Raw genomic sequence first — 15,091 nt, 5'->3', positions numbered from 1 at the left:
GCGGATCTCCCGGGGTGTTGCTCATAGTGATTCAAGCTATCCCATATTTGGTTCCTGGGCTACCTGCGCCACCTGGCATACTGGGGCGGTGACTTCTACCAGTTTCTCTGTAGCCTCTGTAAACGTCAACGGCATTCGCGCCGCATACCGGAAAGGGATGGGGCAGTGGATTGAAGAAGCACAACCCGATGTGATCCTGCTCCAGGAAGTGCGTGCCGAGGAGAAAATCGCGGCTGATCTTCTTGGCGACCAGTTTGATACTTTCATTGCGCCCTCACTGATCAAGGGACGCGCGGGAGTGGGGGTTGCCGTTGCCAAAGACTCCACCAAGATTGGGCTGGCTCCCGGCGCACAGCACACCATTGGTCTGGCACAGCAAGAAGAGCTGGTTGATTCAGGTCGTTGGATAGAGGTCGACCTTGTGACCGCGAGCGGGTTTCCGCTGCGTATGGTGTCCGCATACTTCCATTCGGGCCAAATCAACGACCCGAAGCAAGATTCCAAGATGCGCCACCTGGCGAGCATTGATGCCCGCGTTCGGGAACTGTTGTCCCGCAGTGGTGAGGGCGGTCCGCAGACGCTGGTGGCCGGGGACTTCAATGTTGTTCGCTCAGAGATGGATATCAAGAACTGGAAGGCCAACTACAACAAGACTTCCGGTGTCCTTGATGAGGAGATAGCCTACTTGAATGGCTGGGTCGACGCTGGTTGGTGCGATGTGGTGCGAACACTCACCGGGCCAACTCCGGGGCCCTACTCCTGGTGGTCCTGGCGCGGCAAGGCGTTTGACAATGATACTGGTTGGCGCATCGACTACCACTATGCAACACCAGGACTGGCGGTACGTGCGCTCGCAGCGAGGGTGGATCGCGCAATTTCCTGGGACACGCGGTTCTCAGATCACGCGCCGGTAGTTGTTCAGTTTGAAGCCTGATCGTCCTCGCTCGCTTCGAGTTCATCAGGATCTGCGTGCCCATCCGCATCTAATGGATGTGCCGGAATAAGGTCCCCCGTCACCGGGTTGTGTGGCCACGCCAGCGTCGCGGGTCGGCTGAGTGTGACGTAGTTCGGCCGTTTGTCAGCGTGGACTGAGTCCTTCTTAACCTTCATGACCACGGCAGGCGGATCCGCCATCCACGCCGAGACCATTAGTGCAGCTCGTGCCACAAAGTTGACCCAGAGGAGCAGTGCTGCCGCCGTAGCGATGGTAGCGATGACGGGGTCGTTAGACGCGCCCATCAGTGCCTCACCACCAAAACGGAGGGTGGTGGAAGCAACTGCAAACATGACGGCCCCAATAAGGAGGGTGCGGCGAGGCACCGCGATGCGCGCCACAAATGTCACCATCACCATGAACATGAGGAAGTCAACCAGTGAGGGAACTCCGAGACGTATGGCCCCAAAGGTGTGCGTTTCGAGGATCTCGCGGACTCCCGGGAAGACCGACACGACCCACTCTTCGAAGCGTCCGGTCATAACCGTCAGGACAGCGGTCGTGATCACTCCTAGGAAGAGCAGTATCAACCCGGCAAAGTACCGGGGGTATGCGGTCACTGCCGTGCCAGGGTAGTCAAGAAGGCCGAACATGGATCGGAGTCCGTCCACGATGTAGCGGATAATCTGCATCGCCGTCCAGAACGCAGCAACGAATGCAATGATGCCCGCGACAAGGGTCCCATTGCCCAGAGATATGTCGGAGAGATCAACAATCCCGCTCGTGCCCGTCGCCGGGTTTGCAATCAGTCCGGGAACAAACCTGTTGACCGTATCGATAACCAGAGACTGGAACGCAGCGCTTGCGGAGAAGAAGTGAGTAAAGATCACCCACGCGACCGTGACCACGGCACTGAGCGAGAAGATTGCCATATAGGAGATTGCACCCGCGGCAATTCTCCCCTTCTGCATGGAATACCGCGCCAGACCGCGTCCAATTCTGCTGTGCTGGTAGACATCAATTAGCGAGGCGATCTTCGACTTGAGGCCCTGCTGTCGCAATGCTGGCCCAATGTCCCGCACCCCTGACTTCCACTGCTTGGCGTGCACGAGGACGTACGAGACGTCCCCGGACTGTGCAACCTTGCTGTCAGGTGACTGCGCATCGGAGTCGGGGTTTGACATAGGCAAATCCGTTTCTAGGAGGAGAAGTCGAACAGCGCCGCCGAGTTGTAGGAGCCGCTTGCATCAAGGCGGTCCAGTCGGAAGCCAGGAACCATCCACGTGGCTTCGAAGTCTTGCCCTAGGGCAAGGGCTGTCTCGAGCTGAGGTTCGTCTAGACCCTGAGCAAGTGTGATGTGTGCATGATAGGGGAACCGCAAATCATACTGCAGGGGCCCCGAACGGACGTCATCCGCGAGGTCTTCACATTGGCGCGATCCTTCCTCTACAGAGAGGAAGACAACGGGGCTGACCGGGAGGAATGATCCGGTGCCTCTAACGGTGACCCGAAATGGATGGTGGCGCTTCGCGACAAGAGCGAGGTGCTCAAAAACGGCCTCGCGCTGATCAATGGGAACCGCAAGTGGCGGCATGATTGTGATGTGAGCGGGAACGCTTGCCCCGGCCTCGTCCCCGAGCGCCAAACGTGCCTCACTAATGCGTGACAGCCATGGTTCAGGGACCGCTATGACAACACCAAGCCAGTCTTCTGATTCATCGCGTGTGGGGAGGAACATCGAACCTCAAGACTATGGTGGGAACGGTTTGCAGGGGACCGATTGAGTCTACCCCGGCGCAGTGGGATCGTTCATCCCCACTTGTGGGACCTAGGGGTCGATGGGGAGAATCGGTAAACTTTGCCGTGGTGGATCCTGGCGTAGAGGTCCCAAACCGCAGGCAAATGAACGGAGCATACGTTGGATAAGCAGTCGCCGTGGCTGATCGTCGGCCTTGGCAACCCCGGTTCCACCTATCAGTTCACCCGTCACAACGTCGGTAGGGACGCTGTGACGATACTTGCCGCTAGGGAGGCGAGCAGCTTCTCAAGAGACAGGAGCGGATTGATGGTGGCTGACGCATTTCTCGGCCCGGGTCCGGGCAACGGTCGCACCTACCTCGCCTACTCGACCACCTACATGAACGTTACGGGCCCTCCCGTGGCTGCGTTTGCCCGCAGGTTCAGCATTCCAATCGAGCAGATCCTAGTAATCCACGACGACCTCGACCTCGAACCCCATACCCTCAGACTCAAGAGAGATGGGGGAGAAGGTGGACACAATGGACTGCGGTCCATATCAGCTGCTCTGGGCACCAAAGACTACTTGAGGTTACGCATCGGCATTGGACGTCCGCAGGGTCGCCAAGATGCGGCAGGCTTCGTCCTCGCGCCAATCCCAAAGGCAGAGCGAACCGAGTGGACGGTGACTGAGGAAATGGCGGCGGATGTGGCTTGTGATGTCGTGAGACGCGGGTTCATCCCAACCCAGCAACTTCTACACTCGGCAAGGTAGGGACGAATGAGCGACGAACACAGCATGGAGCTCTCTGCGCTACTAGAGGTCGTCCAAAATGACGGTGCCCTTGCCGCGACCCTGCCAACTATGGCGCAACCAGGGTTTGGCACTCTAGTTATCCCCGATGGACTGCGCCCGGCAGCGGTTGCGCTTGCGGTTCAAGAGAGAGTCTCTCGGGGCGTGAAGTCACCCGTGGTCGTGGTGACGTCCTCGGGGCGCCAAGGCGCGAAGTTCGCCCAGGCAGCATCCGCCTGGACAACCGGGGTGGCCATGATGCCCTCTTGGGAGACCCTGCCGCACGAGCGACTTTCACCCCAGGTCGACACGATGGCTCGACGCGCCACTATTCTTCGTCGCCTGACCCATCCGCAGGATGATGTCCCAGGCGCGGGTCCCATCTCGGTTCTTGTGCTCCCAGTTCGAACCCTGATGCAGCCCCTCATTGCCGGAATCGGTGAGATCACTCCGGTGACCGCACACGTTGGAGACTGGATCGATCCAGGTTTACTCCAGGAGCAGCTGGTCGCACTGGGATATGAAGCAGTGGATATGGTGGAGAAGCGCGGACAGGTGGCTGTGCGTGGCTCCATTGTTGACGTGTTTGTTCCCACCAGCCCCCACCCGCTCCGCCTGGAGCTCTTTGGCGACGAAGTTGAGGAAATCCGCCACTTCAACCTGTCCGACCAAAGGACCGTTGGGGACGCCGAGGGCGGACTGTGGGCGCCCCCCGCCCGAGAGTTCCTCCTCACCCAGCAGGCTCGGGCGAAAGCGCTTGCGGCGCAGTCCGACCTGCCGGGAGCGCGAGAGATACTCGAGTTGGCAGCTGAGGGAATTTATGCGCCTGGTCTTGAAGCGTTGGCGCCCTCGTTGGTGTCCGGTATGGAGATGCTCAGCGACCTGATTCCGCAGGACTCACTTTTCATCCTTGATGAGCCGGAAAAAACGTTGGCCAGGGGCGCTGACCTCCTGCGCACGGCCGACGAGTTTCTCTCTGCTGCCTGGGGTAGCGCTGCGGCCGGTGGGGCGATTCCTCTCTTGGCCCAGGATGCTTCTTTTGTGCCTTTGGAGGACATATGGGGGCGCGGTCCCTCAAGGGCATGGTGGGAGTTCACGGCGTTGCCGCCACCCGCCCTCGCCGACGCCATGGTGGATGAGCAGGACACCACCATTCCAGATCAGGGTGACAGTGGTGATGCTTCCGGTGCGTCGGTGGAAGCAGTGGTGGTTAGCGCCAGACTCGCGCGCGTCGGAGGGCGCGACGTGCAGCCCTACCGCGGTGAGTTCGACCGCGCGACGGATGACTTGCGTTCATTGGCAGGGCGTGGGTGGCGCCTCATCGTTACGGTGCCAGCTCCTGGGGCTGGTCGCCGCATTGTTGAGGTGCTGCGCGAACGTGACGTTGTTGCCCGGCTGGTTGAAGATGTCACCGCTGATGATCCGGTGGGCGTGGTTGCGGTTATTCCCGCTCCGGGTAACACCGGGTTTGTCATGCACTCTGAGAACCTCGCCATTCTCACCGAGCAAGATCTGACGGGGCGTGCTGGCGCGAACACTCGGGACATGCGCAAACTTGCCGCTAAACGAAAGAAGGGCATCGATCCCCTGACGCTGCGAATCGGTGACTTTGTCGTCCATTCCCAACACGGCATCGGGAAGTTCCTCGGTATAGAGACCAGAACGACGGGTAAGGGTGAGGATCGGGTCCAGCGCGACTACCTGGTGATTGAGTACCAGGCCGCGCGGCGTGGTCAACCCGGGGATAACCTCTATGTTCCGACAACTTCGTTGGACCAGGTTTCGGCCTACTCCGGGTCAGATGCTCCCAAGCTATCCAAGATGGGTGGGGCTGACTGGGCAAAGACTAAGCAGAAGGCCCGCAAGGCGGTCATGGAGATCGCTGCGGAACTCGTGCGCCTCTACGCGGAACGTGCAAAGGCGGAAGGGTACGCTTTCGCTCCTGACACGCCGTGGCAGCGCGAGCTTGAAGATGCCTTTGAGTACACGGAAACCCCCGATCAGTTGGCGACGATTGATGAGGTGAAGGCGGATATGGAGAAGCGGGTCCCGATGGATCGGCTTCTGACCGGCGACGTCGGGTACGGCAAGACCGAGGTCGCTGTGCGTGCTGCATTTAAGGCCGTTCAGGATGGGAAGCAAGTTGCGATCCTCGTGCCCACAACGCTGCTTGCCCAGCAGCACTACGACACCTTTGCTGAACGCTATGCGGGTTACCCCATCAAGGTTGCACAACTGTCCCGCTTCACTTCGCCCTCGGACGCCACCAAGGTCAAGGCGGGCCTTGCCGACGGCACCGTTGACGTCGTTATTGGCACCCACACCCTGTTGACAGGGTCAGTCCAGTTCAAGGATTTGGGGCTGGTTGTGGTTGATGAGGAACAGCGATTCGGGGTGGAACACAAGGAGACCCTGAAAGCGTTGCGAACCAACGTCGATGTGCTGTCCATGTCCGCCACGCCAATCCCCAGGACCCTGGAGATGGCGATCTCTGGCATCCGCGAGATGTCGGTGTTGCAGACCCCTCCAGAAGAGAGACAACCGGTCCTCACTTTCGTGGGACCATACTCGAACGCCCAGGTCGCCGCGGCAGTGCGTAGGGAGCTACTGCGGGACGGCCAGGTCTTCTTCGTTCACAACCGAGTCGATTCGATCAATAAGGTCGCGGCAGGACTTCAGGAGCTGGTGCCGGAAGCCAGGATTCGGGTGGCGCATGGAAAACTGTCCGAAGCCGAACTTGAGAAGACAATCATTGATTTCTGGAATCACGAGTTTGACGTACTAGTTTCCACGACCATCATTGAGACCGGCCTCGACATCTCTAACGCCAACACCCTGATCGTTGACCGGGCAGACACGTTTGGACTGTCTCAGCTTCACCAGTTGAGGGGTCGCGTTGGACGAGGACGGGAGCGGGCGTATGCCTACTTCCTCTACGGCACCAACAAGACTTTGTCTGAGACCGCCCTCGAACGACTGCGAACAATCGCTTCCAACACCGATCTGGGTGCAGGGCTTGCCATCGCACAAAAGGACCTGGAGATCCGCGGGGCAGGAAACCTGCTGGGTGGCGCTCAGTCGGGTCACATTGAAGGGGTGGGCTTTGACCTGTACATACGCATGGTTTCCGAAGCTGTTGCGGCGTTCAAGGGGGAAAAGGTAGAGGACACGACGGATGTGCGAGTTGAACTGGCGGTGGATGCTCACCTCCCGGAAGAGTACGTGCCGGGTGAACGCTTGCGCCTGGAGACCTATGGGCGCATCGCAGCGGTGACGAGTGATGTCACCGAGGCCGAACTGCGCGAGGAGCTTACCGACCGATTTGGTCCGATTCCCCGCGAGGTTGATCTAATGATTGCCGTAGCGAGACTGCGAGAAAAGCTGCGGCAGGCCGGTATAACGGAGGCCCTGACACAGGGGCGTTACCTGCGGCTCGGCCCCGTGCAGCTCCCCGAATCAAAGGCGCTCCGACTGCAACGCCTCTATCCGGGGACCACCATCAAGCCGACGGTTCGCCAAATCCTTGTGCCGATCTCACGACCGAGCATGGCTTCAGAGTCATCCCCGGCCGATGAGGAGCTTCTAGAGTGGGTTGAGAACCTGTTGAAAGTCCTCAGTGCTCCCATAGCGCGGAGTTAGGGGCCCGAGTTTGTCGTACACTGGGAAGCGGAGATTTCCACGAAGGGGGCGAAGTGGCTCGAGCCTATAAATTTCGATCCATTGGTAAGACACTGGCCGCAGCGGCACTCGCTTCGGCGGTTGCACTAGGACTTTCTGCCTGTGGCACATCAGGTAGTCCGGGAACTGCGTTCATTGTGAATGGTGAAAGCTTCTCAGAAACGGACCTGACAGACACTGTTACGCAGTGGGCTGAATTGTCCGGGGTTGAGGTTCCTCGTGATCAGATGGCTGGGTTTCTTGTTGAGACCACTGTCCGACTTCAGGCAGCAGATGAAGTTGGGGTTGGGCTGAGTGAGGAAGATGTGCAGCAGACCCTAGAGGGTACGCTGGCGCAGGCGAACAGTGACTTGTCAGTCAGTCAGATTATTCCCCCTGTTCGTGAAATGTTCCGCGACCTGCTACTGGTCAACACCGTGCAGAGTGGCGCTGTGAGTGAAGAGCAGATCACTGAGATGAACACCCTGATTTCGGATGCATCCATCACACTAAACCCGCGTTACGGCACTTTCACCGACGGGCAGATTCAAGCTCCCGGTGCCCTGCCGGGAACGGTAACGGGAAATCTGCTTGAAGAGATCCCTGTCGGCTAAGGCCAACTAAGCTGTTCCTACTAAACCTGTTCGACAATCCACTGCTAAATAAGGAGAAACACCGTGGCAATGATCGAAGACATTGAAGCACGCGAGATTCTGGACTCCCGCGGCAACCCGACCATCGAAGTTACCGTCTACCTTGAAGACGGTGCAGAGGGCACCGCAGGTGTTCCCTCCGGTGCCTCCACCGGCGCATTTGAGGCAGTAGAGCGTCGCGATGGTGATGAGAACCGCTACCAGGGTAAGGGCGTCCAGGACGCCGTTGACGCTGTTGGTGAAGTCCTCGCCCCCGAAATCATCGGGCTTGATGCTCGCGATCAGCGCGAAATTGATCGTGTCATGCTGGAAATCGATGGCACCCCCAATAAGGGAAAGATTGGCGCAAACGCCATTCTCGGCGTTTCACTTGCAGTTGCACGCGCCGCTGCTGAGTCCGCTGAACTTCCCCTCTACGAGTACCTGGGTGGACCGAACGCACACGTCCTGCCGGTACCGATGATGAACATCCTCAACGGTGGCTCCCACGCGGATACCAACGTTGACATTCAGGAGTTCATGATCGCTCCCGTTGGCGCCCCCACATTCCGTGAGGCACTGCGCATGGGTGCAGAGGTCTACCACACGCTGAAGGCCGTCATCAAGGAGCGTGGACTCTCCACCGGTTTGGGTGACGAGGGCGGTTTTGCTCCCGATCTTCCTTCCAACCAGGCAGCCCTTGACCTCATCGTTGAGGCGATTGAGCGCGCTGGCTACAAGCCGGGCGAAGATGTTGCGCTGGCACTGGATGTTGCCGCTACCGAGTTCTTCAAGGATGGCGCCTACCAGTTCGAGGGCGAGCCGCGCTCGACCGAGTACATGGTCGACTACTACGAGAAGCTAATCACCGACTACCCGCTGGTTTCCATTGAGGATCCGCTGTCAGAAGATGAGTGGGATGCGTGGAAGGCACTGACCGACGCCATTGGTGACCGTGTCCAGATCGTTGGTGACGACCTGTTTGTCACCAACCCGACCCGTCTGGCACGCGGTATCGAAACCGGTACTGCAAACGCCCTCCTTGTGAAGGTCAACCAGATTGGTACCTTGACTGAGACCCTTGAGGCTGTTGAGGATGCTCACCGCAATGGCTACCGCACCATGACCTCCCACCGCAGTGGTGAGACAGGCGACACCACTATTGCTGACCTAGCAGTTGCTACCAACTCCGGTCAGATCAAGACTGGTGCACCTGCCCGCTCAGAGCGTGTTGAGAAGTACAACCGTTTGCTCCGCATCGAGCAGGAACTGGGCCAGGATGCTGTTTACGCAGGCCGCAGCGCATTTCCTCGCGCTTCGTTCTAGTGTCTCGTTGCGCGTGAACTAACGCGTAGTCGTCAGGGCCCCCGGTTTTTACCGGGGGCCCTTGGCGTGGTGGATTTGGCAATGACCCGACTTCCGACAAGATGGACACTATGAGTTCCACATCCGGCCCCCCGCAGCGCCCTCGTGCGCGCGCCATGCTGGATGCGTCGGAGAAGCAGACGGTGGGGGCCCCGGAACGAGAAGTATCACGAAGGGCGCCTTCGTCCTCGACACTGAAGACCGCGACCTCGCCGCGGACGACCTCAAGTGGGATTGCAACCCGGGCCAGGAAGCCCACTACCGGGTCTTTTCGGCCCTCCACCCCCCGGAAGGAAACCTCCTTCACTTGGGGTGGTCGAAAGGGCAGCGCCGGGCGTCCCGGAAGCAGTGGGACGAAAAACCATTCCAAACCAGCAGCTCAGAAGCCTGCGGATGCTGCGAAAGCACCACGGCGCCCGATCAAGATTCATACCAAGCGCGCGCCAATGAAATGGACTTTTGGGGGCCTGACCATTTCGGTGAGGTTGTTAGTAGTACTGGCGGTCGTTGGGGTCCTTGTTGTGACACTCGTGCCCCTGGGTCTGCAGTGGGTGAAACAGGAGCAGGCATATCATTCCGCCGTCAATGAGGTGGCGACCGCCCAGGCGCGAGTCGAAGAGCTGCAAGGTGAGTTGGAGCAGTGGAATCAAGAGGACTACATCGCGGCTCAGGCTCGGGAGAGACTGGGATACGTTAGACCCGGCGAAACCCAGTATGTGATCACCGATGCGCCAGAACCCGAAGAGGACAAGGAGCACACGGTCGCACATAACAATGCGACAGGGCCGGACAAGCCGTGGGCCTGGACGGTATTGGAGTCCCTCAAGAATGCTGATCAGCCACCGGCCTCAGCGGGTCTCGTTGACTCGTCGACGAATGGCGAGGGCGGATAGTTACGACGATGCAGAAGGATGGATGAGAGATGACGTGGTTGCAGGGAGTGCGGTGGGACGAAGCGGACCGAGAGGCAGTCATTTCGGACCTGGGTCGCGAACCGCGGGGTGTCGTCGGAGTTGGGGCGCGCGGCACTGACGGACACCCCCTCGTCCTCGTCACTTCCCCGAGGCTGCCCGACGGAACGCCGTTCCCGACCACCTTCTACCTGACAGACGCGACGCTCACAGCCGCATGCTCACGGCTGGAGGCAGAACACTTCATGGAGCAGCTCAACGCATCTTTGGAAGAAGATGCCGGCTTTGCCACCCTCCATGAAGCCGCTCACCAGGACTACCTTTCCCGCAGGTCCGAGGTCGGTGCCGTAACGGGAACCGGGGAGGTTCCCGAAGTTGCGGGCATAAGCGCAGGTGGGTTGCCGAACCGCGTGAAGTGCCTGCACGCCCTCGTCGGACACGCCCTCGTGGCAGGACCCGGAGTTAACCCAGCGGGGGACGCCGCTCTGGAAGAGATGAAGCGTCGGGGCTTGATTCCCGCGGGTTTCAGGGCAGTCTCGGCACAAGAACTTGCTGAGGGCGTCGGCAATGACGACTGACGTGGTCCGCGTCGCCGCAATCGATTGCGGGACAAACTCGATCCGCCTCCTGATTGCCGATGTGCCGCAGGGGGCCGAGGACGCGCGCGACCTCAAAGACGTTGAGCGCGACATGATCATCACTCGCCTGGGTCAAGGAGTTGACCGCACCGGAATGCTTGATCCCGCAGCAATCCAGCGAACCCTGGACGCTGCACGCCTATACCAGGAGCGTATTGAGGATGCTGGCGTGGCGGACGTGATTATCGCGGCGACCTCTGCGAGTCGAGATGCGTCCAACCGGGCCGACTTTGTTGAAGGTATTCGCGCGATCACGGGGATTGAACCGAGGGTCATCACGGGTGCGGAAGAGGCCGCATTGTCTTTTGTTGGCGCCATTTCTTCGCTGCCGCGTGACCTCAAGACGCCCTACCTGGTTGTGGATATTGGTGGGGGATCAACGGAGTTCGTCCTCGGTCATTCCGAGGTAGAACAGGCCGTGTCGGTGAATATGGGGTCGGTTCGAGTCACGGAGAGATTTGGTCCGGAACCATGGACGCCGGACAAGCAGGCGGCCGCCAGGGCTTGGATCGATACCCAACTCGACGTGGCTGAGGGTTCCGTGGACTTCGCGGCTGCCCGGACCGTCGTGGGAGTGGCAGGCACAGTGACTTCGTTGGCGGCGCTGATCGCGCAGGTCCCGGAGTATTCCCCGGACGCCACCCACGGCTTGATCCCAACGGTCGAACAGTGGGCCTCCGCCCTCGACCACATGGTCAACGATTCGGTGGAAGAGAAGTCACGGCAGCCTGCCATGCCACCTGGGCGCGCTGATGTTATTGCGGGGGGTGCGCTGATTTGGGAGAGGATTTTGGTTCGACTGGGGGTCATCCCGGATCACGCGGCGGGCCCCACTACCGCGGCTCCCACAGTGGTCGTTTCCGAGCATGACATCCTGGACGGGCTGGCGTTGAGCGTTGCGGTGGCGCTGCGGGACTAATCCCGGTTTTCACGGTCCCGTCGCCTTGATCCCGGTTTCACGGTCCCAGCGGTTGTGAATTACAATCGGAGGGCCGCATCTGGCGCACACGCCCCCGTAGCCCAATGGCAGAGGCAACCGACTTAAAATCGGTACAGTGTCGGTTCGAGTCCGACCGGGGGTACTTCTCTAAGCGACTGGGCGTGCACGCCCTCCACAACCCTGAAATGTTTACGTTGGGAACCAAACTGCGTCTGGGGTAGGTACCCCACGGCCGCATCGGTTCCCAACGTATACATTTCGCGACGCTGTCGTCTCCTCCTACAGCTGTTGGGTCTGTTGTAACTGGAGTGCCTCGTCGGAGTCTGGGGCGGGACTGATCCGCCTGGCGATTGGCATTGCCATCACCAGGATGACAACCATCAGTCCGACTGCGGCCGCGAAGGCGGGGGATAGGTTCGGCAGTACCAGGGCATAGGCGATTCCCGCTGCTGCCACACAGAATGCGCCGCCAAGGGTGTCGGCCATCTGCAGAGCGGATGAGGTCTTCCCTTTGTTTCGTGTCTTGGTCATGGCGAGCGCATGAACAGTCATGGTGGGGTAGATGAGGCCGATGCCAAGTCTGGTTATGGTCCAGCCGATGATGATTGCTGCGCCGGGTACGCCCTCGAACACGCCTGCGAAGGTGATCGCGGTACCGACAAGTTGCACCAGCGTGCCGATCACTGGGAGTTGCGCTCGCTTAGCCTGGTCGGTGATGCGCCCGGAGACGGCTGATCCGATAGCCCAGGTTATGGAACCGACTGTTAGCACGAGGCCGGCGCTGGCGGGGTCCCACCCGTGTACCAGTTGAAGTAGGAGCGGGAGAAAGGTCTCTACCCCGATAAAAGTTCCGTTGGCCAGTCCGCGCAGTAGTACGGTGGAGGGGAGCCCTCGTTTTGCGGTGAAGGTTCCCGCGGGGAGTAGCGGCTTCATGAACACGAAAGTGAGGATCGCCGATACCGCGATTATGAGGAGGATCAAGGGGTCGAACTCGTCGGGCTCTGTCCCGGACATCACCTGGAGAAGCGCCACGGATACGCCAGCGCCGACCGCAAGTAACACTCTGCGCTTAGTTGAACCATCTGAGTCCGCCGGTTCTGTCCGGGGAAGTGCGGCCGTGACTTTGACCAGAACTGGAAATGCGATCAGGAAGACGACAGGGACAAAACCAAAAATCCACCGCCAGCTCGCATACTGAACAACCAGGCCCGCAATTCCCGGGCCGATTAGCGCTGGCAGGACCCAGGCGGCCGCGAAAGCGGCGAAAAATGGTGGTTGTCGAAGCGGGTGTACGTGGTTGCCGATGATGGTGTAGAGCGGAACCATAGAGAGACCGCCGCCGAATCCCTGTATTGCCCTTCCCAACACAAAGATCTGCATGGATGGGGAGAAAGTGCAGATCGTCAGCCCGACGACGAAGAGTAGTACGCCGGGACTTGACCCCTGATCTTGGACACGCTGATTCCAGCACTGGGCTGGGGAAGCGAGAATCTAGGGATGGCAAGGAAGAACTACACGGACGAGTTCCGGCAGCGGGCGGTGGACTTGTACGAGTCCACGCCGGGGGCGACGCTGAAGGGCATCGCGGCGGACCTGGGGATCTCCCGGGGCGCGTTGAAGGAGTGGGTTGAGCGGCTGGGCTCCGGGACGACGACGAAGTTGACAGCGGCACCGCCGGCGGGTCGGCCGGAGTCGCAGTCGGCGAGGATTGTGCGGCTGAAAGCCGAACTGGCCGAGTCGAAGGCGGAGCGGGTCAAGCTTGAGACGGAGCGGGATATCCTCCGTCAGGCGGCGAAGTATTTCGCGGGGGAGACGAACTGGTGAACCGCTTCCAGTTCGTCGAGGACCACAAGGACGCCTACGGCGTGAAGCGGTTGTGTGAGGTCGTCGAGGTCGCCAGGTCGTCGTTCTACGCCTGGCTCGCGGCGGCCCCGGGGCGGGCAGTGAGAGCGGTGGAGGACGCGGAGTTAGCAATTGAGACGACGTTAGTGGAAATCGCCTTGTAGAACCACGGGCGCATCGCTGGGGGGGAATGATCCCACGGGTTCGCGGCATCCTACCGACCTGTATCGACCTCGGCTCCCGGAAGCTCGCGGGCTGGCAGGTCGCCGACCACATGCGCACTGAACTCGTCGAGGACGCCCTCCGTGCCGCGCATCGCGACCGTGGGTCATTGGCCGGGGCGGTGTTCCACAGCGACCACGGAAGCGTCTATACGTCGAAGGCTTACGCCGCGCTCTGCGAGCAGCTCAAGGTGACCCAGTCCATGGGGGCGGTGGGCACGAGCGCCGACAACTCCTTGGCGGAGAGCGTCAACGCCACGCTCAAGCGCGAGCTCCTCGAAGGCGCGTCCGCGTTCCCGGACCAGGCCACCGCCTACCGGGCCGTGTTCCGGTGGGCGAACCGCTACAACACCCGAAGGCGGCACTCCGCGATCGGCCAGATCGCACCGAACACTTACGAGACCGCCTACACGGCAACCACGGCTGCTACCCTCGCGGAAGCGGCATAACCGAAACGACACCGTGTCCACGATCGAGGGTCAAGGCCCCCAATAGCCTGACGGACCAACTCCACCGCAGCATCCATCTCCGCACTTCGATCTTCATCCTGCGTTTTCTTTGTTTTCGATGCCACAGGCACCAGTGTTGCAACAGGCATTTCTCATGCCCACCTGCCGTGCCGACAACCAGTCAGCGAACCAGGCCAGTCACACACTTCCTTGCATAGTCCCCATTCCAGCCGTTGACGGCATAGGGTGCGCATGACGCGGTCTCGACAGAACTACATCCAAAAAACAACATGTGTCACAAATCGAATGATATCGTGGCACTAGACAAGCAACGATTGGCGCCGGCGAAACGTGTTTATCAGAGGGAAGGCTGGCACTATGCGGTCCGTAACTAACGTTCTTGCAGCTGTGTTTCTTGCTACGACACTTACCGTTTCGCTGAGCGGGTTTGCGAGTGCCGTACACCCCGAAGAAGCTCAACGAGTCGAGGCAACGCAGCAAGCAAATGAGGCAACAACCGTCCCTCCATTAAAGCCTCGAGCTGCGCCGACATGGCACGACTATGGCTCCAGATACCAATGGATTTGCTATCTGCAATACGACGTAACTTCAATGTCGAAGTGTAGAGGCGGGACGCTGGTTATCTGGGATAAGACGCTGAAAAAAGAAGCCTCTCGTATGTTCATACCCAATTCGCCAGCAGCGCCCGCGAACGTCAACTGGTATTGTGTGGCCTCCGGGGCATCTTTCGTGTTGAGCCTTCCTGGTCAACCCGCGTCCGTTGGAGGCTGGATTTTGAAGGCATCGATTGCTCTCTTAGGAGCAATCGGCATTAAGGGCTCTTGTCCATGAACCGTGGAGACAAGGGTGTCGTCATTGCTGCCCAAGTGTTGGTCTTCTTTGGCGGACTTCTTGTACTGCCGGGGCTGTGGGGAGGCTTGTTGGGTTGGCTCTATCTAGGCTTTCTTATCC

The 15,091-nt window shown here is 59.8% G+C and carries 11 protein-coding genes, 1 tRNA gene and 3 pseudogenes; 12 read left to right on the top strand and 3 right to left on the bottom strand.

Features of this window, described 5'->3' with window-relative positions; all coding sequences use genetic code 11:
* Window positions 1-88 precede the first annotated feature (88 nt).
* Window positions 89-934: an exodeoxyribonuclease III gene (locus IDL90_RS09580; RefSeq protein ID WP_316930273.1), complete on the top strand. Its 846-nt coding sequence runs from the start codon at window positions 89-91 to the stop codon at window positions 932-934.
* On the opposite strand, the gene IDL90_RS09575 is transcribed toward IDL90_RS09580, so the two are convergent.
* Together IDL90_RS09575 and IDL90_RS09570 are read right to left on the bottom strand one after the other, a co-directional pair.
* Complete coding sequence (locus IDL90_RS09575) at window positions 919-2,118, bottom strand: YihY/virulence factor BrkB family protein (RefSeq protein ID WP_187994361.1); 1,200 nt, start codon at window positions 2,116-2,118, stop codon at window positions 919-921. The two genes, IDL90_RS09580 and IDL90_RS09575, sit on opposite strands and share 16 nt — an antisense overlap.
* 14 nt (window positions 2,119-2,132) lie before the next feature.
* A complete protein-coding gene (locus IDL90_RS09570; RefSeq protein WP_187994360.1) occupies window positions 2,133-2,672 on the bottom strand; it encodes a 2'-5' RNA ligase family protein in 540 nt (179 codons plus the stop codon).
* A 180-nt stretch (window positions 2,673-2,852) separates the two neighbouring features.
* On the opposite strand from IDL90_RS09570, the gene pth reads away from it, so the two are divergent.
* The 8 genes from pth to IDL90_RS09530 all read left to right on the top strand — a co-directional run bounded on the left by pth (window position 2,853) and on the right by IDL90_RS09530 (window position 11,749).
* On the top strand, window positions 2,853-3,446 hold the full coding sequence (gene pth / locus IDL90_RS09565) for an aminoacyl-tRNA hydrolase (RefSeq protein WP_187994359.1): 594 nt from the start codon (window positions 2,853-2,855) through the stop codon (window positions 3,444-3,446).
* Window positions 3,447-3,470: 24 nt separating this feature from the next.
* Complete coding sequence (mfd, locus tag IDL90_RS09560; protein WP_187994668.1) at window positions 3,471-7,103, top strand: transcription-repair coupling factor; 3,633 nt, start codon at window positions 3,471-3,473, stop codon at window positions 7,101-7,103.
* Between the two features lie 53 nt (window positions 7,104-7,156).
* Complete coding sequence (locus tag IDL90_RS09555) at window positions 7,157-7,735, top strand: hypothetical protein (protein ID WP_187994358.1); 579 nt, start codon at window positions 7,157-7,159, stop codon at window positions 7,733-7,735.
* A 63-nt stretch (window positions 7,736-7,798) separates the two neighbouring features.
* Window positions 7,799-9,079 (top strand): phosphopyruvate hydratase, encoded by a 1,281-nt coding sequence (gene eno, locus IDL90_RS09550; protein ID WP_182141898.1) that lies wholly within the window; start codon window positions 7,799-7,801, stop codon window positions 9,077-9,079.
* A gap of 485 nt (window positions 9,080-9,564) precedes the next feature.
* Window positions 9,565-10,011, top strand: coding sequence for a septum formation initiator family protein (locus tag IDL90_RS09545; RefSeq protein WP_187994357.1), 447 nt, complete (start codon window positions 9,565-9,567; stop codon window positions 10,009-10,011).
* Between the two features lie 29 nt (window positions 10,012-10,040).
* Entirely contained in the window at window positions 10,041-10,607 is a 567-nt protein-coding gene (locus IDL90_RS09540; protein WP_187994356.1) for a DUF501 domain-containing protein, read from the top strand.
* Window positions 10,597-11,586, top strand: a complete 990-nt coding sequence (locus tag IDL90_RS09535; protein WP_223175168.1) for a Ppx/GppA phosphatase family protein — start codon at window positions 10,597-10,599, stop codon at window positions 11,584-11,586. The genes IDL90_RS09540 and IDL90_RS09535 overlap by 11 nt, the downstream gene beginning before the upstream one ends.
* A 90-nt stretch (window positions 11,587-11,676) precedes the next feature.
* Window positions 11,677-11,749 (top strand) — tRNA-Leu (locus IDL90_RS09530).
* A 137-nt stretch (window positions 11,750-11,886) separates the two neighbouring features.
* On the opposite strand, the gene IDL90_RS09525 is transcribed toward IDL90_RS09530, so the two are convergent.
* Window positions 11,887-13,098, bottom strand: coding sequence for an MFS transporter (locus IDL90_RS09525; protein ID WP_187994666.1), 1,212 nt, complete (start codon window positions 13,096-13,098; stop codon window positions 11,887-11,889).
* A 6-nt stretch (window positions 13,099-13,104) separates the two neighbouring features.
* On the opposite strand from IDL90_RS09525, the pseudogene IDL90_RS11890 reads away from it, so the two are divergent.
* The 3 pseudogenes from IDL90_RS11890 to IDL90_RS11880 all read left to right on the top strand — a co-directional run.
* Window positions 13,105-13,281: pseudogene (locus IDL90_RS11890) on the top strand (transposase); the annotation flags it as partial.
* 33 nt (window positions 13,282-13,314) lie between these two features.
* Window positions 13,315-13,580 (top strand): annotated as a pseudogene (locus IDL90_RS11885) (IS3 family transposase); the annotation flags it as partial.
* Between the two features lie 83 nt (window positions 13,581-13,663).
* Window positions 13,664-14,119, top strand: a pseudogene (locus tag IDL90_RS11880) (transposase); the annotation flags it as partial.
* Window positions 14,120-15,091 lie beyond the last annotated feature (972 nt).

Origin of the sequence: Schaalia sp. JY-X159 (assembly GCF_014525425.1) — a bacterium.
GTDB lineage: Bacteria > Actinomycetota > Actinomycetes > Actinomycetales > Actinomycetaceae > Scrofimicrobium.
Note: the sequence above shows the minus strand (reverse complement) of the source record. Positions and strands in the feature narration are given on the sequence as shown.